The organism is Phreatobacter aquiterrae (assembly GCF_053471285.1).
In genome coordinates this window covers 398,265-416,430 of the sequence record NZ_JBJPHW010000001.1, presented here as the reverse complement: position 1 = coordinate 416,430, position 18,166 = coordinate 398,265, and the positions used below count along the sequence as shown (strand labels likewise).

General features: G+C 67.6%; 17 protein-coding genes. 16 read left to right on the top strand and 1 reads right to left on the bottom strand.

Going from position 1 to position 18,166, the window contains the following annotated elements; genetic code table 11:
* Position 1 precedes the first annotated feature (1 nt).
* The 11 genes from ACJ4V0_RS01970 to ACJ4V0_RS01920 all read left to right on the top strand — a co-directional run bounded on the left by ACJ4V0_RS01970 (position 2) and on the right by ACJ4V0_RS01920 (position 12,892).
* On the top strand, positions 2 to 1,687 hold the full coding sequence (locus ACJ4V0_RS01970; RefSeq protein WP_448297864.1) for a nitrite/sulfite reductase: 1,686 nt from the start codon (positions 2 to 4) through the stop codon (positions 1,685 to 1,687).
* Complete coding sequence (locus ACJ4V0_RS01965; protein WP_448297863.1) at positions 1,674 to 2,195, top strand: DUF934 domain-containing protein; 522 nt, start codon at positions 1,674 to 1,676, stop codon at positions 2,193 to 2,195. Before ACJ4V0_RS01970 ends, ACJ4V0_RS01965 begins: the two co-directional genes overlap by 14 nt.
* Positions 2,192 to 2,959 carry a phosphoadenylyl-sulfate reductase gene (locus tag ACJ4V0_RS01960; protein ID WP_448297862.1) on the top strand — a complete coding sequence of 256 codons (768 nt, stop codon included), beginning with the start codon at positions 2,192 to 2,194 and terminating at the stop codon, positions 2,957 to 2,959. The genes ACJ4V0_RS01965 and ACJ4V0_RS01960 overlap by 4 nt, the downstream gene beginning before the upstream one ends.
* Positions 2,956 to 3,858 carry a sulfate adenylyltransferase subunit CysD gene (gene cysD, locus ACJ4V0_RS01955; protein WP_448297861.1) on the top strand — a complete coding sequence of 301 codons (903 nt, stop codon included), beginning with the start codon at positions 2,956 to 2,958 and terminating at the stop codon, positions 3,856 to 3,858. Before ACJ4V0_RS01960 ends, cysD begins: the two co-directional genes overlap by 4 nt.
* Positions 3,858 to 5,480, top strand: coding sequence for a sulfate adenylyltransferase subunit CysN (gene cysN, locus ACJ4V0_RS01950; protein ID WP_448297860.1), 1,623 nt, complete (start codon positions 3,858 to 3,860; stop codon positions 5,478 to 5,480). Before cysD ends, cysN begins: the two co-directional genes overlap by 1 nt.
* Positions 5,477 to 5,638 (top strand): hypothetical protein, encoded by a 162-nt coding sequence (locus ACJ4V0_RS01945; protein ID WP_448297859.1) that lies wholly within the window; start codon positions 5,477 to 5,479, stop codon positions 5,636 to 5,638. The genes cysN and ACJ4V0_RS01945 overlap by 4 nt, the downstream gene beginning before the upstream one ends.
* Complete coding sequence (gene cysG, locus ACJ4V0_RS01940) at positions 5,635 to 7,101, top strand: siroheme synthase CysG (RefSeq protein ID WP_448297858.1); 1,467 nt, start codon at positions 5,635 to 5,637, stop codon at positions 7,099 to 7,101. The genes ACJ4V0_RS01945 and cysG overlap by 4 nt, the downstream gene beginning before the upstream one ends.
* A gap of 145 nt (positions 7,102 to 7,246) precedes the next feature.
* Positions 7,247 to 8,545 carry an acyltransferase family protein gene (locus ACJ4V0_RS01935; RefSeq protein WP_448297857.1) on the top strand — a complete coding sequence of 433 codons (1,299 nt, stop codon included), beginning with the start codon at positions 7,247 to 7,249 and terminating at the stop codon, positions 8,543 to 8,545.
* A 349-nt stretch (positions 8,546 to 8,894) separates the two neighbouring features.
* Complete coding sequence (locus ACJ4V0_RS01930) at positions 8,895 to 10,166, top strand: AAA family ATPase (protein WP_448297856.1); 1,272 nt, start codon at positions 8,895 to 8,897, stop codon at positions 10,164 to 10,166.
* Positions 10,167 to 10,533: 367 nt separating this feature from the next.
* On the top strand, positions 10,534 to 11,061 hold the full coding sequence (locus ACJ4V0_RS01925) for a hypothetical protein (protein WP_448297855.1): 528 nt from the start codon (positions 10,534 to 10,536) through the stop codon (positions 11,059 to 11,061).
* Positions 11,054 to 12,892: a phage terminase large subunit family protein gene (locus ACJ4V0_RS01920; protein WP_448297854.1), complete on the top strand. Its 1,839-nt coding sequence runs from the start codon at positions 11,054 to 11,056 to the stop codon at positions 12,890 to 12,892. The genes ACJ4V0_RS01925 and ACJ4V0_RS01920 overlap by 8 nt, the downstream gene beginning before the upstream one ends.
* Here the strand turns inward: ACJ4V0_RS01920 and ACJ4V0_RS01915 are convergent, their stop codons facing one another.
* A complete protein-coding gene (locus ACJ4V0_RS01915) occupies positions 12,893 to 13,279 on the bottom strand; it encodes a hypothetical protein (protein WP_448297853.1) in 387 nt (128 codons plus the stop codon). It abuts the gene before it with no gap.
* 391 nt (positions 13,280 to 13,670) lie between these two features.
* On the opposite strand from ACJ4V0_RS01915, the gene ACJ4V0_RS01910 reads away from it, so the two are divergent.
* The 5 genes from ACJ4V0_RS01910 to ACJ4V0_RS01890 all read left to right on the top strand — a co-directional run bounded on the left by ACJ4V0_RS01910 (position 13,671) and on the right by ACJ4V0_RS01890 (position 18,165).
* Positions 13,671 to 14,063: a hypothetical protein gene (locus ACJ4V0_RS01910; protein WP_448297852.1), complete on the top strand. Its 393-nt coding sequence runs from the start codon at positions 13,671 to 13,673 to the stop codon at positions 14,061 to 14,063.
* Positions 14,060 to 14,353 carry a hypothetical protein gene (locus ACJ4V0_RS01905; protein ID WP_448297851.1) on the top strand — a complete coding sequence of 98 codons (294 nt, stop codon included), beginning with the start codon at positions 14,060 to 14,062 and terminating at the stop codon, positions 14,351 to 14,353. The genes ACJ4V0_RS01910 and ACJ4V0_RS01905 overlap by 4 nt, the downstream gene beginning before the upstream one ends.
* A gap of 85 nt (positions 14,354 to 14,438) precedes the next feature.
* On the top strand, positions 14,439 to 14,975 hold the full coding sequence (locus tag ACJ4V0_RS01900; RefSeq protein ID WP_448297850.1) for a hypothetical protein: 537 nt from the start codon (positions 14,439 to 14,441) through the stop codon (positions 14,973 to 14,975).
* A gap of 113 nt (positions 14,976 to 15,088) precedes the next feature.
* Positions 15,089 to 16,369: a phage portal protein gene (locus tag ACJ4V0_RS01895; RefSeq protein ID WP_448297849.1), complete on the top strand. Its 1,281-nt coding sequence runs from the start codon at positions 15,089 to 15,091 to the stop codon at positions 16,367 to 16,369.
* Positions 16,366 to 18,165, top strand: coding sequence for a prohead protease/major capsid protein fusion protein (locus tag ACJ4V0_RS01890; RefSeq protein WP_448297848.1), 1,800 nt, complete (start codon positions 16,366 to 16,368; stop codon positions 18,163 to 18,165). The genes ACJ4V0_RS01895 and ACJ4V0_RS01890 overlap by 4 nt, the downstream gene beginning before the upstream one ends.
* Position 18,166: the final 1 nt, after the last annotated feature.

Below are 18,166 nucleotides of genomic sequence, written 5' to 3'. Positions count from 1 at the left end.
CATGTATCGGTATGACGAGTTCGACGAGGCCTTCGTGCGGGAGCGCGTGGCGCAGTTCCGCGCCCAGGTCGAACGCCGCCTCGACGGATCTCTCACGGAAGACGAGTTCAAGCCGCTCAGGCTGAAGAACGGCGTCTATCTGCAGCTCCACGCCTATATGCTGCGCATCGCCATCCCCTATGGCACGCTGTCCTCGAAGCAGTTGCGGCAACTGGCGCTGATCGGCGAGCGCTATGACCGTGGCTATGGCCATTTCACCACGCGCCAGAACCTGCAGTTCAACTGGCCGCGCCTGCGTGACATCCCCGACATCCTCGACCTGCTCGCCGATGTCGGCATGCACTGCATCCAGACCTCCGGCAACTGCATCCGCAACACGACCGCCGACCATTTTGCCGGCGCCGCCGCCGACGAGGTGGAGGACCCGCGGCCGACGGCGGAACTGATCCGCCAGTGGTCGACCATGCATCCCGAGTTCGACTACCTGCCGCGCAAGTTCAAGATCGCGGTGACGGGCGCCGAGCACGACCGCGCGGCGATCCGCGCCCACGACATCGGCCTCCAGGTGCGCCGCCATCCCGAGACCGGGGAGGTCGGCTACCGCGTCATCGTCGGCGGGGGCCTCGGCCGCACGCCGATGATCGGCAAGGTGGTGCGCGACTTCCTGCCGAAGCCGCACCTGCTCGCCTATCTCCAGTCGCTGATGCGCGTCTACAATCTTGAGGGTCGGCGCGACAACAAGTACAAGGCGAGGGTCAAGATTCTCGTCCACGAGATCGGCATCGAGGCGTTCCGAGCCCGCGTCGAGGCCGAGTTCGCCGCCGTCGATCCGGACGCGATCGGCGCCGACCGGCACGAGGTCGAGCGGATCGAGGCCTATTTCGCCCCGCCGGCCTTCGGGACGCTGCCCGCCGTCAGCCGTCGCCACCTTGCCGACCGCGCCCGCAGCCGCGCCTTCGGCCTGTGGGCCGGGACCAATGTCTTCCCGCATCGCCAGCCCGGCCATGCGGCAGTGACGGTGTCGCTGAAGCCCATCGGCGGCGTGCCGGGCGATGCCACCAGCGAGCAGATGCGCGCGGTGGCCGACCTCGCCGACGCCCACTCCTTCGGCGAGATCCGCGTCAGTCATCAGCAGAACCTGATCCTGCCCCATGTCCGGCAGGACGCGCTTTTCACGCTCTGGCAGGGGCTGGCCGAAGCGGGTCTTGCGGAAGCCAATGCCGGCCTGATCACCGACATCATCGCCTGCCCCGGCCTCGACTACTGCGCGCTGGCGACGGCGCGCTCCATCCCCGTCGCGCAGGCGATCTCGAACCGCTTCGCCTCCGCCGAGCGGCAGCGCGACATCGGCGAGCTGAACATCAAGATCTCCGGCTGCATCAATGCCTGCGGCCACCATCACGTCGGCCATATCGGCATTCTCGGCCTCGAGAAGAGCGGGCAGGAGAGCTACCAGATCACGCTGGGGGGCGACGCGACCGAGCACGCCGCGATCGGCCAGCTCCTCGGCCCCGGCATTCCGGCCTCCGAGATTCCCGACGCCATCGAGCGCCTCGTCGCCGTCTATCTCGACCATCGCCGCGACGGTGAGAGCTTCAGCCAGGCAGTGCGACGCCTTGGCATCGAGCCGTTCAAGACCCGCTTCCTCGACGTCCGCCAGAACGAGACCGCCGATGCCGCTGCTTGACGTCAAAGGCCTCCGGCCAGACCCCTATGTCCGCATCGCAGCCGGCGAGCTGTCGGACGCGGAGCATGTTCTCGTCGGCCTCGACGACCTTCCCGCGGCGCTCGCGGCGCGCTCCAGTGCCCAGCAGATCGGCCTGGAGATCGCCAACACGGCGCGGCTTCCCGACATCCGTCTCCACCTCGGCCAGCTCGATCTTGTCGCCATCGCCTTTCCCGCCTTCAATGACGGTCGGGCCTTCAGCCTTGCCAGGCAAGTGCGCGAAGCCGGCTTTTTGGGGGCGGTGCGGGCCGTCGGACCGGTGATCGCCGACCAGTTCACCCATCTGGTCGCCTGCGGTTTCGATGAGGTGGAGGTGCCGGAGGCGCTCGCCGCCCGCCAGCCGGCGGAGCAGTGGCAGGCCATGCTCGCCTCCTACAGCGCCACCTATCAGCGCGGCTACGGCGCGGGCGCCAGCATCCTCGACCGCCGGCGCGGGGCGCGCGGCCCAACGGCGGGACCCTCGTCATGATCGCCGGGGCCGACGACCTGTTCCACGACATCGATCCGGGCGATCCGGGTCGCACGCTCACCGCGCTGCGCCGTCGCGTGGACGGGCGGATCGTGCTCACGACGAGCTTCGGCATCGAGGACCAGGTTCTCACCCACATCATCGCGACCCGGCACCTCGACATCGAGATCGCGACGCTCGACACCGGACGCCTGTTCCCTGAGACCCATGATGTCTGGGCGCGGACCGAGGAGCGCTACGGCCTGCGCATTCGCGCCGTCCATCCGCAGGCCGGGGCGCTTGAGGATCTCGTCGCGCGCCAGGGCGTCAACGGGTTTTATGCCAGCGTCGACAACCGCAAGGCCTGCTGCGACGTGCGCAAGGTGGCGCCGCTCGGCCGCCTGCTCCACGGCGCCGCAGCCTGGGTGACAGGCCTGCGGGCCGATCAGTCGGGCACGCGCGCCGAGGTGGCGCTGAGCGCCTGGGACGGCGGGCAGGGGCTGATCAAGGTCAATCCCCTCGCGCAGTGGACGCGCGCCGATGTCGCCGCCTTCGCCGCGGATCACGACGTGCCGGTCAACGCGCTGCACGCTGACGGTTTCCTGTCCATCGGCTGCGCTCCCTGCACCCGCGCCGTGGCGCCGGGAGAGCCGGAGCGCGCCGGACGCTGGTGGTGGGAGGCGGAGGCGAAGAAGGAATGCGGCCTGCACCTGACGCCGGACGGGCGGCTGGCGCCCGCTGCGGCGTCGGTCAGCGCCACGCCGGCCCATGAGGTTGTCGCATGAGTACACAGTCCCATCTCGACCGCCTCGAAGCCGAGGCGATCGGCATCATCCGCGAGACGGTCGCCACCTGCGAGCGGCCGGTCCTGCTCTACTCGATCGGCAAGGATTCCTCCGTCCTGCTGCATCTGGCGCGCAAGGCCTTCCATCCTGGCCGGTTGCCCTTCCCGCTTCTGCATGTCGACACGTTGTGGGAATTCCAGGAGATGGGCCGTTTCCGCGACGATCTGGCCCGCCGCCTGAACCTCGACCTCATCGTCCATGTCAACCGCGAAGGGGTCGCCGCCGGCGTCAACCCGATCGATTCGGGCTCGCGCATCCATACCGACGTCATGAAGACGGTGGCGCTGAAGCAGGCCCTCGATGCCGGCCGCCACGACGCCGCTTTCGGCGGGGCGCGGCGCGACGAGGAGAAGAGCCGCGCCAAGGAGCGGTTGTTCTCCCTGCGCAGCCGCGACCATCGCTGGGACCCGAAGAGCCAGCGGCCGGAGCCATGGAGCCTGTTCAACACCCTGAAGCGGCAGGGCGAGAGCTTCCGGGTCTTTCCGCTCTCCAACTGGACCGAGTTCGACGTCTGGGCCTACATCGACCGCGAGAACATTCCCGTGGTGCCGCTCTATTTCGCCGCCGAGCGGCCAGTCGTCTGGCGCGATGGCACCTGGATCATGCGCGACGACGAGCGCATGCCGCTGCTGGCCGGCGAGGTCATCCAGAAGCGGATGGTGCGTTTCCGCACCCTCGGCTGCTACCCGCTGACCGGCGCGATGGAGAGCACCGCGACCACCGTCCCCGAGATCATCGCCGAGATGCGCGCGTCGCGGACCTCCGAACGGCAGGGCCGCCTCATCGATTTCGACAGCGCCGGTTCCATGGAACAGAAGAAGCAGGAGGGCTATTTCTGATGTCCGCCCTCCCCCTGCCGGATCAGGCCGCAACCCCCGCCGCCGCCAACGACGCTGCGCCGGCCACCCGCTCGCTGCTCCGCTTCATCACCTGCGGCTCGGTCGATGACGGCAAGTCGACCCTTCTCGGACGCCTGCTCTACGAATCCGGCGTCATCCCCGATGATGTCGTGGCCACGCTCAAGGCGGACAGCGAGCGTATGGGCCGCGCCGACCGCGGCCTCGACTATTCGCTGCTGCTCGACGGCCTGCAGGCCGAGCGCGAGCAGGGCATCACCATCGACGTGGCCTACCGCTACTTCTCCACGCCGCGCCGCGCCTTCATCGTCGCGGACACGCCCGGCCACGAGCAGTACACGCGCAATATGGCGACGGGGGCCTCCACCGCCGACCTCGCGATCATCCTGATCGACGCCTCCAAGGGTGTCCTGCCGCAGACGCGGCGGCACGCCCTGATCGCCTCCTTCGTCGGGGTGACGCACCTCGTCGTGGCGATCAACAAGATCGACCTGATCGGGTTCGACCAGGCACGGATCCGGTCCATCGAGGCGAACTTCCGCACGGCAATCGCCGGACTGGGATTTGCCACCGTGACGGTAATTCCGCTGTCGGCGCGCGATGGCGCCAACGTTGCGGCGCTGTCGCCGCAGACGCCCTGGTACGAGGGGCCGACCCTGCTCGGCTGGCTGGAGGGCGTCACACTCGACACCGAGGCGACCGCGGACAGTTTCGTCATGCCGGTGCAGTGGGTGAACCGGCCCGATGCGACCTTCCGCGGGTTTTCGGGGACGATAGCCGCCGGCGCGGTCGAACCGGGCCTCGAGATCGAGGTTATGCCGTCGCGCCGCCGCGCCCGCGTCGCCTCCATCGTCACGTTCGACGGCGACCTGCCGCAGGCCGGCCCGGGCCAGGCCGTGACCATCGTGGTCGACCGCGAGATCGACGTGTCACGGGGCGACGTGCTGGTGACGCACCGGCCTGACCGGCGCCATGCCGTCGGCGTCCGGCTGCAGACCGTGGCGCAGGTCCTGGTGACGGGATCCGCCGACATCCGCGCCGGCAGCGGCTTCCTCATCCGCGTCGGCACCGCGAGCGCCAATGCCACGGTCGAGGAGGTGGTTCACGGCATCGACATCGACACCTACGCAGAGGAAGAGCGGCCGGTGCTCCGCACCAACGACCTCGCCCTGGTGCGGCTGCGCTTCGACCGGCCGCTGGTGACGGCGCCCTATGACGGCCTGCCGGCACTCGGGGCCTTCATCCTCATCGACAAGGTCACCCATGAAACCGCGGCCATGGGCACCATCGTTCCCGATGACCGGCAGCCCTCCCGCCCGCGCCTCTCGGTCGTCAGCCCGGGGGTGGATGCCATGCTGTCGCGCAGCCTTGGCACGGAGTGGAAGCGGGAGATCGTCCCGGCAACGACCTGGCGGCTGGGCAGCGCCCTGCTGTTCGGGGTCGTGGTTGGCGTTCTGACAGGCAATGCCGGCTATGCAGCGGCGGCCACCGCGGCCGACGCGCTGGCAAGGCCGCTGCTCCGGCTGGCCCATCGCAGCATCTGGGGCCGCTGGCGTCAAAGCGGCCGCGAGGCACCCTTCGTCGAGAATGGAGGCGGCATATGAGCACCGACGACAGGCACTGGGCCGTGCGGCATGCCGACACGATCTTCAAGATCGTCTTGCTGGCCCTGGCCGGGCTGTGGATGGTCATGCCGGCTCCGGCAGAGCCCCGGAAGCCGCGGGCCGACCTCGTCTCGGCGGTCGTCAGGACGGCGCCGTGACCGCCCCGGTCGCACCCCGCCGGACGAAGCCGTCGCGCATCGGCGCCATTGCGACGCTGCCCCTGTTCCACAAGCTGCAGGGCCGGCGCGTGGTGCTGGCGGGCGACAGCGAGGGCGCGACCTGGAAGGCGGAGCTCCTGGCCGCGACCGGCGCAGACCTGCATGTCTTCGCACCCCGTGCCCCCGGCCGGTTCCACGACCTCGTGGCGGCCGAAGGCGGCTCGGTCAGCCTGCATGAGCGGGCCTGGCTTCCCGACGACCTCGCGGGCGCCGCCCTCGCGGTCGCCGACGTCGAGAGCGATGCGGAGGCCGCCGCCTTCGTGGCCGCGGGCCACGCGGCCGGCGCGGTGGTGAATGTGGTCGACCGGCCGGCCTTCTGCGACGCCCAGTTCGGCGCGCTGGTGAACCGCTCGCCGCTGCTCGTCGCCATCTCGACCGATGGCGCCGCCCCCGTCTTCGGCCAGGCGATCCGCGCCCGCATCGAGGCCCTCCTGCCGCGCGGCCTGCAGAGCTGGGCGCGCGCCGCGCGCGACTGGCGCCCGCAGGTGCAGGCGCGCGAGGCGAGCTTCGCGGTGCGGCGCGCCTTCTGGCAGCGCTTCACCGACAGGGCTCTCGCCCAGCCGGAGCGGGCGCCGTCGGAGACCGACCGCGAGGCGCTGATCGCCGAACTCGACAGGCTCGAGGCCGCCCCGCGGCGGGGGCGCGTGCTGCTCGTCGGCGCCGGCCCCGGCGATCCGGACCTCCTGACGCTGAAGGCGCTCCGGGCGCTGCAATCAGCCGACGTCATCCTCTACGACAACCTCGTCGCCCCCGAGGTGCTCGAACTCGCCCGCCGGGAGGCGCGACGCGTCGCCGTCGGCAAGATCGGCCACGGCCCGTCGGTGGGCCAGGAGGACATCACCGACCTCGTGGTGTCGCTCGCGCGGGAGGGACAGACGGTCGTCCGACTGAAGAGCGGCGATCCCGCCATCTTCGGGCGCGCCAACGAGGAGATCGCCGCCTGCAAGGCCGCCGGCATCGCCGTGACCATCGTTCCCGGCATCACCGCCGCCCAGGGCGCCGCAGCCTCCCTCGGCCTGTCGCTCACGGATCGCGATGTCGCCCAGCGCCTGCAGTTCGTCACCGGCCACAGCCGGGACGGACGGCTGCCCGACACCATCTGCTGGAGCGCCGTCGCCGACCCCGCCGTGACGACCGTGATCTACATGCCGCGCGGCACGCTGGCGCAGTTCGTCGCAAGGGCCATCGCGGCCGGCCTCGCCCCGTCGACCGCGGCGCTGGCCATCGCCTCGGCGACGCGGGAGGACGAGGCGCACGTCGCCTCCGCTGTCTCCGACCTTCCCGGCCGCCTCGACGGCCTGCCGGCCGCGGCGCCCGTCCTCGTCCTGATCGGCGAAGCCGTGCGTGGACAGATCCCTTGTGGGGCCAAGGAACTGCTGCGGAAGATGGCGCTCACGGCCTAGTGTGTCGCGTGCCCACGACGACTGGCCACCCGTGCCGCGATCCCCGGAGCATTGCCGACCGATCCTGCCCTTCGAGGCTGGCGGTTGTTCGCCGCGCCCGCGACCTGCTACCGCAATTCCGACATGTCGGCCTGGCAAGCTATCGATGAGCGCCGTTGACGGCGCTGGTGACCGGCGGCGCGCCTGTCAACAGCCGCCCGGTGATGAACTTCGCGGTTGCTTCGGGCGTTACATCACGACGCACACTGCAATTTTTGATTGCGCAAGCGACAGGGTCACACCATTGGCTATTGCCATGCAGAAGTCGCCGCAGATCGCAGAGATCCAGGCTGTTCGCGCGTTTGCGGCAGCGTTGGTCGCATGGGCTCATATCCACCATGAATTCCTGGAGCGGGCGGTCGGATGGCCCTGGCCGCTCGGCGCCTTCGGCGTCGACCTGTTCTTCGTGATCTCCGGCTTCATCATGGTTCACGTGGGGACCCCGCTGTTTCAGGTGCGCGGCGCGTCGGCGAATTTCTTCCTGAAGCGGCTTGCGAGGATCGGGCCGATCTATTGGGCCTGCACGATCATCTTCGTCCTGTACATTCTCGAGTCGCAACCATTCTCGCAGGCCAATGTGTCGTGGCCGAACATCATCGGCTCCCTGCTGTTCCTGCCCATTGCGCGGCCGTCAGGGGATGTGCTGCCGACATTCTCGGTCGGCTGGACGCTCAATTACGAGATGTTCTTCTATCTCCTCTTCTCGCTCGGCCTGCTTGTCCGGCGGCGCGTGGCGCTCATCCTGATTGCTGTCGGGCTCATCGCTCTCGTACACCTCGGCAAGATCTATTCCGGCCAGTGGCACTCGTCGGTCAGGTTCCTGGCCCACCCGATCGTCGTCGAGTTCGCGTTCGGCATGGGCCTGGCGGTGATTTACCAAAGAGGCTGGCGCATCAGCCGGTGGGTGGCGATCGCCCTCGTCCTCCTGGCCCTCGCCTACCTCGTCTCGCTCCATTTCGCGGTCTGGGCTGTCGTCAAGGGGCGAGGCTATACCTTTGGCGTCGCCGCGACGCTCGTCATTGCCGCGGCGGTGCTGCACGACTGGAACCTGCAGGGTCGGGGCAGACGGATCGCCGTCATCCTTGGCGATTCGTCCTATGCCCTCTATCTCATCCATCCCCTGACCATGCTCGCGGTGAGGGAAACGTCCGGCCGGATTTGGGCGCATTACCATATCGTCCTGCCGGTCAATACGTGGCCTCTCGCCCTGGCGCTGTTCGTCGGAACGATCCTTCTCGCGGTTGTCATCCACCGGCGGCTCGAGCGACCCCTGACGGCACGGCTCTACAGGCATATCGACAGGCGGTTTCCGGTCGGCCCGCGGCCGCTTCCGAGGCCTGACGAGCAGATCGTCAAGCCGGGCGATGTACTCCTGCGGCAGGGATGGGAACCGCCCCGGAGCTGAGGTCAGGCCTGAGCCTCACCGGGGCCGCGAGGCGCGCCGCAACACTCCGCCATGGACGCCGCCCGAGTGCTCCTGCCGGACCACAAAAGAACAAAACCCGCCGCACCTCACCGAAAGGCGCGGCGCCGAAGGCGAACACGCCTTCATCTTCAATGCTTTGGAAAAGTGATGGTGCCCGGGGACGAAGCCAAAAAGCCCCGTGGCAATAAGCCTTTGCGTCAGGTGGGACGCAAAGGCGAGCCCTTGTGAAACCAGCATTTTCCGGACGCATCGTCCCACCGAAATTTCGCCTATCTGAATTCGGCTCACCTGTTGGGAACCGCACCACACTCGCATTCGAGGTGCGTTCATGACGGACGAGATTGATCGGCTTAAGGACATCGCAGCGCGGGTTGAGGCTGGCCCCAATCTCGCGGCAGACGCCTTCGATGCGGCGATGGCCGCGCCGCTCCCGGAGCACGACCCGGACGCGTGGCACGGCACTCTGGACGACGCCGCCCTCGCGGAGGTCGAGAGGGCGCGCTTCGCCGCCATGGTCGAGGAGAAGGCCGCCCGCCACAACGGCGTGGCCTTCACTCTCTATCGCGACATAGACCCCGCGCCCCGCAAAATCTGGATGGTCGAGGACATGCTCGGCGCGAACGAGCTGTCGGTCTTCTACGGCGCTCCCGGTTGCGGCAAGTCGGTCTTGGTCGGCGATGCCGCCTGCCACGTCGCGGCCGGCCTGGACTGGCACGGCCGCCGGACGCAACGCGGCGCGGTCCTCTACGTGGCCGCCGAGCGCGGCGGCCTGGTCAAGCGCCGCATGGCGGCATGGCGAAAGCACCACGGCCTTGGCGATCTTCCGCTCGCGGTCGCAACCGGCTTCTTCGACCTCTGCATGGCCGATACCGATACGGAGAAGCTGACCCGGACATGCCGGACATTGGCGGACATTTGTGGCTGTCCGGTTGTCTGGATCATCGTCGACACCGTCGCCCAGGTGCTTGCCGGCGGAGACGAGAATTCCGGTCGCGACATGGGCGCGCTGGTCTCTCATCTCGCCAAGCTGCAGCAGGCCACAGGCGCACATGTCAGCGTCATCCACCACGTCCCACACGCGGAACAGCAGCGAATGCGGGGCCATGGCGCCCTTCTCGGTGCGGCAGACACCGCCATCCGCGTCGAGCACGACCCGGACAAGCCCTGCCGCATTGCCAAGGTCGAGAAGGCGAACGACGGCCCCGATGACGCAGCCGTCGCCTTCACGCTCGGCAGCGTGACACTGACGACCGACCCCGAGAGCGGGAAGGACACCACTGCCCCCATCGTTCTGCCTGCCGAAGTGGCGAACAGTGGGCGAACAAGCCGGCATGTTCGGATGTCTGACAGCGTCGCCCTCGCCTGGCGGTTGCTTCAAGACCTCGCCGCGGAAGGTGGGAGGTCGCATCCCGGCCTCTCCGGTATCCCCTACAACGTCCATCCGATCTTGATCGAAGAATGGCGAACCCTCTGTTATCGCTCACATATCAGCGGCAGCGAGGAGACGGACGCACAGCGCATGGCCTTCCGAAGGGCAATGGAGAAGCTGAAGGCGCAGCGCTTCATCGGCTCCCTTGACGAATGGGTGTGGATCGCATGACCGAACAGCGCCGAACATCCTTTGAACAACAGGACTTGTTTACGGCCGGGCGAACCGAGACGGGCCGAACAAGCCGAACATCGAATAGGGGGTGTCCCCCTTTAGGGGGACCCCCTGGATGTTCGGTTGTTCGCCCGGATGCCCCGAACAGGTTCGACGTGTTGGAACTGGCGAGGCGGGTGGCGCGGCTGACGGTCAGCCACCGCGACCCCGAGAGCTTCTACGTCGAGAGGTCGGAAATCGCGGCCGAACTGCGCAAAATCAGCGGGTCCTTCCCTGAGAAAACTATGCGGGCGGCAAAGGCGCGGGAGTTCACTAGATGACCCCCTTTAAGGACCTAAATTCGGGAGTTGAGGAAGCGAGCGATATGCGGCAACCGCATAGCTTGTTCGGCCTTCTGCCTCCGGGACCGCCGGACGAGACCGCCTCGAAGAAGGGCTTCGCCGAGTTGATCGGCGTGTCGCCCGGCCGGGTCTCGCAGCTCATCGCTTCCGGCCTCCCGGTGCTCCCGAACGGCCGGATCAACATCCGCGCCGGCAAGGACTGGGTCCGGGCGAACATCGACCGCAACCGCCGTCGTTCGCTTCTCGACGAAGATCCGGGCATGCCGCGCTCAGCCCGCCATGATCGCGAGGTGGCGGACGCCGAGCTCGCTCGCCTGAAGGCCGACCGTCTCGCCGGCCGGCTCATCGACCGCGAGGCGACCGTCCGATGGGCCGAGGGCCGCGCCCGGGCCGAGCGGGACGCGTGGATCGGCTGGGTCAACCGCACCGCGCCGGAGATCGCCGCCGCCGGCCAGGACCTCGCGGCTGTCACCGCCGCCCTCGACAAGGCCGTCCGCGAGCACCTGGCGAGCCTCGCCGAGACCCGCATCGGAGACCTCGCCCATGACTGACGCCACCGACCTCCTGGACGCCGCCTGGCGCCGAGGCCTCGCCCCCGAGCCGCAGATCACCGTGTCCGAATGGGCCGACCGTCACCGCCTCCTGCCGCAGACCAATGCCGAGCCCGGCCGCTGGCGAACCGACCGCGTCCCCTACCTCCGCCAGATCATGGACGACCTCTCGACCGCCTCGCCCGTCGAGCGGGTGGTCCTGATGAAGGGCGCCCAGACGGGCGGCACCGAAGCCGGCCTCAACGCCATCGGCTACTGGATCGCCCATGCGCCCGGCATGATCCTCGCCGTCTGGCCGTCAATCGACATGGTCCGCCGCAACAGCCGCACCCGAATCGAGCCGCTGATCGACGGAACGCCGATCCTCCGGGAAAAGATCGCCCCGGCCAGGGCGAAGGACCCCGGCAACACCGTCTCGCTGAAGGAGTTCCCAGGCGGCGCCCTGGTCATGACCGGCGCCAATTCGGCCACGGGCCTCCGCTCGCTCCCGGCCCGTTACCTGGTGCTGGACGAGGTCGACGCCTTCCCGGCCGATGCCGGCGGCGAAGGCGACCCCGTTGCCCTCGCTGTGCAGCGCACCGTGACGTTCCGCGGCCGCCGGAAAATCTTCATGATCTCGACCCCGACCGAGGCCGGAATCTCCCGGATCGAGAAGGCCTATGCCGAGAGCGACCGCCGCCGCTACCACGTCCCCTGCCCCCATTGCGGGACGTTCCAGCCCCTCACCTGGTCCGGCGTCAAATGGCCGGAGGGCGAGCCCGCCGCGGCCTATTACGCCTGCTGCGAGTGCGGCGGGATTGTCGAGGAACAGGACAAGCCGGCCCTTCTCGCGGCCGGCGAGTGGCGCGCATCGGCCGAGGGCGACGGCCGCACCGCCGGCTATCACCTTTCGGCCCTCTACTCGCCCTTCGAGACGTGGGCGGAGATCGCGACGGACTTCCTCGCCGCCCGCCGGGACCCGGTCCGGTTGAAAGCCTGGACGAACCTAAAGCTCGGCGACCCCTACGAGGACCGGGACAGCGAGGCTGTCGACCCGACCGGGATCATGGCCCGCCTCGAGGAGTGGGGCGATCAGCTCCCGGCGGACGTCGCGGTCGTCACGGCCGGCGTCGACGTGCAGGGCGACCGGCTCGAATTGGAGATCGCCGGATGGGGCGGCGGCGAGGAGAGCTGGTCGATCGAATACACGGTCCTGTTCGGCGACCCGGCGAAGCCCGAGGTCTGGGAAGCCCTGGACGCCGAGCTGACCCGAACCTTCGATCATCCCCAGGTCGGCCGCATGCCGATCCGCGCGGTCGCGATCGACACTGGCGGCCATCACACCCAGACGGTCTATCGCTACGCCAGGGACCGCGCGGGGCGCCGTGTGTGGCCCATCAAGGGCATGGGTGGTGCGGGTGTCCCCGTCTGGCCGAAACGGCCGCCACGGGGCGCCGCAGCCGGCAAGATCGGCCGGCCCTATGTCGTGGGGGTGGACGCGGCCAAGGAGATCGTCACCGCCCGCCTGCGGCTCGCCGAGCCCGGCCCCGGCTTCTGCCATTTCCCGGTCGGCCGCGACCTCGACTATTTCCGCCAGCTTGCATCGGAGCGGATCGTCCGCACCTGGCGCCGCGGCGTCGCCATCCGCGAGTGGCGCAAGGACCCGGGCGTCCGGAACGAAGCGCTCGACTGCCGGGTCTACGCCTATGCCGCGCTGCAGGGTCTGGTGGCAGTTGGCTTCCGGATGCAGGTGGAGGCGGAGAAGATTCGCGCCATCCCGCCGCGTGAACCGGAAGAACCGGCGGCGCCGGCCAAGCCGCGCGTCATCCGCTCGGCCTGGATGGATGGGTGATCACCGTAAGCTGGCGAGCTGTTGAACCATGGTCTCGAAAGTCGTGGTGAGGAATAAGAACAGCCCCATCGAAACCAATAGACTGATGATCGTATTGACGACACGCCGCCACTTCGCCGTCTCGGAGAATACTAAAACCCGCAAGAAGAAAGCCGCATTGAAAAAGAACCAAAGTAGAAGAATGTACAGAACCCCACCTATCGCAAGCGCAAGGTAATTCCCCGTTTTCAAATACACATAATAAATGGCTGCGACCGCAATAATCCAGCTAACAACCTTAAATATATGGTCTAATATCTTGAAAATTACCTCAAGACGATCCCCTGAAAGGAGCCCTGACGATCGCTCGAAGTACTTCGCAACTCTCTCGTTGACCTCCCAGCTCATTTCGCCTCCCGCTGGTCAGGGCTTTATGGGTTTGCGGATCCCGGTCGATCGCGTAGCAACGACGCCCAACGCCCGCGGGGCCTGAGACCTCCGGACGGCAGGAACGCCCAGGTGGCCCCGCTCTCGCAGCCATTCGGTAAGAATCTTTTCAACCAAGGACGACACCGAGCGCATGTCTGCCCTCGCCGCCGCTTCGGCTGCCGCCTTGACCTCGGGAGGAAGGCGCACAGAGACAGGCAGTGATTTCGGGTTGCTGGAAGGTGGCCGGCCCATTTTGCACATTAAATGTAGTTGACGAATGTTGTGACTACAAATAATGTCATAACTGCATCGGGCCGGCAAGGTGTTTGCACCACCTCACCAGCCCTGACCTCGACCATGGAGCTTACCCATGCCCAAGGCTGTTTCAGCCCATAGCACGCGTCGTCGCGTGCTGGCGACCGCTGCCGCGCTCGCTATCGCCGCGCCTCCCCAGGTCGCAGTCGCCTGTTCCTTCCGATTCGATCCGGCCCTCTCTCTCCTGGCGGCCTACCGCCAAGGGACGGCGGCCTACAATCGCGCCCCTGAACCTGCAACCGGAGAAGCGTGCGTCGCCCTGATCGAGGAGACATTCGGCCCGGCCTGGCGGCAGATGAACGAGGACTTTCCGACCCCGACGACAGCGGAAGGCGCTGCCGCCGCGCTTCGGCTTCTCGTGGACGAGGCACAAGATTTCGGACTTGAAGCTCTGGAAATCCAGATCGCATCCGCGGTCCTGCGCTGGATCGAGGGAGGCGCCGCATGAGCCACGCTCTCGCCACTGCCGCCGTCCCGTTTCAGGCACAGACCCTTCGCGCCCAGATCGAAGACGCCATCGAAGCGTTGATCGCCCAGCTCGACGCCCTCGACGGCGATCCGGACATGGAACCAGACGATTTTGTCGAGGATGACGACCCGGATAGCGCGGTCGACGACAGCCCCTGCGACGACGATCCCGACCGCGAGCCGGACTTCGGGGCCTTCGAAGGCCGCGACAATCAGGAATCATGGTCGGACAGCGTAAGGCATCCGACGAATTTGGCCGCAAGCCTCTGATTGGGCGTGCAAAAGCGCCGCGCAAAGTTATGTTTGACAAACATAACAGGCCTTGGCATTATTCTGTTTAACAAACGGAACTGATATGCTGCGGCACCTGAAACTCGACAGCACGGTCGAACACCTTGCCACCCGAACATACTCGGCAGGCGAGGTCATTCACGCCTGTGACATCACCGGGGACATGCTGACGAACTACATTTCGAAGTCTGGGATCGAGCTGTGCTCTCCCGCGCCTGGCCGTGGCCGCAGCCGCCAGTTCTGCTTGATCGACGTGTATCTGATCGCGCTCCTGTCGCGGCTCGGTGCGATCACGCGGAACGTCAAGTGGACGGCCCAAGCCCTGAACTGGCTTACGTCGCCCTGCCGGTCCCTCCTTGCAACCGACATTCAGGCCGCCGAGCCGCTGTTCTGGACGAGGGCCTTTCCTGAGAGCGCGGGAACCTACATCGCGCTGGCTGACCAGCTCGACATCGAAATGAACGGGCCGCTTCGGATCATCACCGCCGAGAAGGCCGCCGCACTCGTTCAGGCGTCCTTCGGATCGTATCTCAACCTGACGATTACCTTGGGGCAGGTCGATAAGCGTCTGACCGATTTCATCAATGGAGGCGGTCGGTGATCAGCATCCCTCGGTTCCTTCGCAACCTGATGCCCCGCGGCCGCTCCTACGACGGTGCCGCCGGCGGTCGCCGCGGTCGTGGTGTCGGCGAAATGCCGGTGCCGCGGAGCAGCATGACCGCCGGACGCGACCGCCTCGCCTCCCGCGCCCGCTACCTCGCCGGCAACAATGCCCTTGCGGCCTCCGCCGTCGCGGCATGGGCATCCGCCCTGGTCGGGACCGGCATCAAGCCGCAGAGCGCGCATCCGGACGAGAAGGTCCGCGAGGCCCTGAACCTTCTCTGGGAGGTGTGGGGCAGCAAAGCGGACGCGGACGGCCACCTCGACATCTACGGCCTTCAGCACCTCGCCATCCGCCAGGTCGTCATGAGCGGCGACGTCTTCGCCGTGAAGATCATCACGGATGACCGCCACCCACTCCGCATCAGGCTCATGGAAGCCGAGCAGGTCGACCCGGCCCTGCATCGCGAGCTTGGTGGCGGCGCCCGCATCGTCTCTGGTGTCGAGTTCGACGCCGAAGGCCGCAGGGTGGCCTATCACACGTTCCGCGACCGGCCAGGCGCCCCGCTGGTCACAGCCTTCGACATGATCCGAATTCCCGCCGAGGACATGGTTCACATGTTCCGGCCGCTGATCCCCGGCCAGCCCCGCGGCATTTCGTGGTTCACCCCTGTTCTGATGCGCCTCGCGGACCTCGATCAGGCGCATGATGCCCAGCTCATGAAGCAGAAGATCGCCGCGATGCTCGCCGGCTTCGTCGTCGACCCCAACGGCGATGCCAGCGGTTTCGAGGGCGATCGCAAGGGCGCCGGCGTCCTCGAAGGTGGCCTTGAGCCGGGAACCATGAAGTTCCTCGACCCCGGCCAGGATGTTCGATTCAGCGAGCCGGCAACGGTCGGCGCCGATGGGATCGACTTCCTGAAACTCACCGCCCGCGAGATCGCCGCAGGCCTCGAATTGCCGGAATATGTCCTGACGGGAGACCTCTCGGGCGCCAACTATTCAAGCCTCCGGGCCGGCCTGGTCGAGTTCCGCCGCCGGGTCGAGTTCCTGCAACACACCGTCATCGTCCAGCAGTTTTGCCAGCCGATCTGGGAACGCTTCGTCGAGACTGCGGTGCTCGCCGGGCATGTCCCGGCAACCGGCTATGACGACGATCCTGAGGCCTTCGCGGCCGTGAAGTGGATCACCCCCCGATTCGATTGGGTGGACCCCGAAAAGGACATCAAGGCGGAGACCGCCGCCATCGGCACCGGACTGATGAGCCCCCGCGAGGCCGCCGCTTCCCGCGGCTACGACCTCGAAACGCTCTACCGCGAGATATCCGAGGACCGTGCCCTCGCCGCCCGCTACGGCCTCACCTTCACCACCGAAACCGCGAGGACCACGCCTTGACCATCCTCAGCGTCATTACCCGCCGCGCCCCGACTTCGCCGACGACCTGGAACCCGGAAACCCGCACCTTCGAGGTCGTGTTCTCGACCGGCTCGGGCGTCGAGCGGCGGGACGCCCGCGGCGCTTATGTCGAGCGCCTCGATATCAATCAGGATTGGCCTGAGCAGGTCCCCCTGCTCGACGGCCATAGGCGAGAGAGCCTGGACAATGTCCTCGGGTCAGTTGTTCAACTTAGAACGGTTGGTGTGGAAGCCCGCGCGACCGTCCGGCTCTCTCGCCACTCTCCCCTTGCTGACCGCCTCGCGGCCGAACTGTCAGACGGCGCCAACTTCGGCGTGAGCGTCGGATACACGGTTGAGGCCTGGACCGAGGGCAACGATCCCGACACCGGCCGCCGCATGAAGACGGCAACCCGATGGACCCCCGTTGAGGTCTCCATCGTCCCCATTCCCGCCGACCGCTCTGCCTCAATCAGAGGAAGCACGATGCCCACCACGACCGACCCGGCCGCCGCGCAGGACACCCCTGCCGCCGACCAGACCCGCGCGGCCACCATGACCGTGTCGGGCACCTTCGAGGGCCGTATGGCACCCGCCGAAGAAGCGAATGATCCCCCGGCGGATGAAGCTCCGCCGGCCACCGAAGGCGACCAGCGCGCCGCCCGCCTTGCCGCGTTGCGGACGCGCTCGGCGCCGCTGCGCACCGTGCGATCCACCACCTCTGTGGTGACTGATCACAACGATCCCGAGGTTCGGGTCCGGGCGATGGGCGAAGCCCTCTACACCCGCGTCAACCCCCGGCATCAGCCTTCCGAGCACGCCAGGGGTTTCATCGGACTGACGATCCCCGAGATCGCCCGGGACCTCCTGCGGACCCGGTCGATCTCCACGACCGGCCTTTCGACGGCCGGCGTCATCGAACGCGCGCTGCACTCGACCTCCGATTTCCCGATCATTCTCGGGGACACGGTCGGCCGCACGCTTCGCGAGGCCTATGGCGCCGCGCCCTCCGGCGTCCGCCAGCTCGGCCGGGCGACGACCGCGCGGGACTTCCGGGCCAAGCACCGGATCATGCTCTCGGCCGCGCCGACCCTCGAGAAGGTCAACGAGGCCGGCGAGTTCAAGTCCGGCTCGATGGGCGAGAGCAAGGAGAGCTACAAGATCGACACCTTCGGCCGGATCATTGGGATCACCCGACAGGCCCTGGTGAACGACGATCTCGGCGCCTTCACCGACCTGTCTCGCCGCATGGGCCAGGCCGCCGCCGCCTTCGAGGCTGACTTCCTGGTCAACCTCATTCGCGAGGGCAGCGGAGCCGGTCCCCTGATGGCGGACGCCAAGCGGCTGTTCCACACCGACCACGGGAACCTGGCCGCCAGCGGCGGTGCGATCGGCGAGACGACACTCTCGGCGGCCCGCCTCGCCATGCGTCGCCAGACTGGCCTGAAGGGGGAGCTGATCTCGGTCACGCCCCGCTATCTGGTCGTCAGCCCGGAGAACGAGACCACCGCCGAGAAGATCGTCTCGACGATCCAGGCAGCGACGGTGGACGACGTGAACGTCTTCACCAAGCTGGTCGTCGTCGTCGAGCCGCGCTTCACCGGCAACGCCTGGTACCTGGTCGCCGACCCTTCGGAGATCGACGGCCTGGAATACGCCTATCTCGAAGGCGAGCCCGGCCCCCAGATCACCACCCAGGCCGGCTTCGATGTCGATGGGGTCCGCATCCGCGTCCGACTCGACTTCGGCGCCGGCTTCGTCGAGCACCGCGGCTGGTACCGCAACCCGGGCGCCTGAT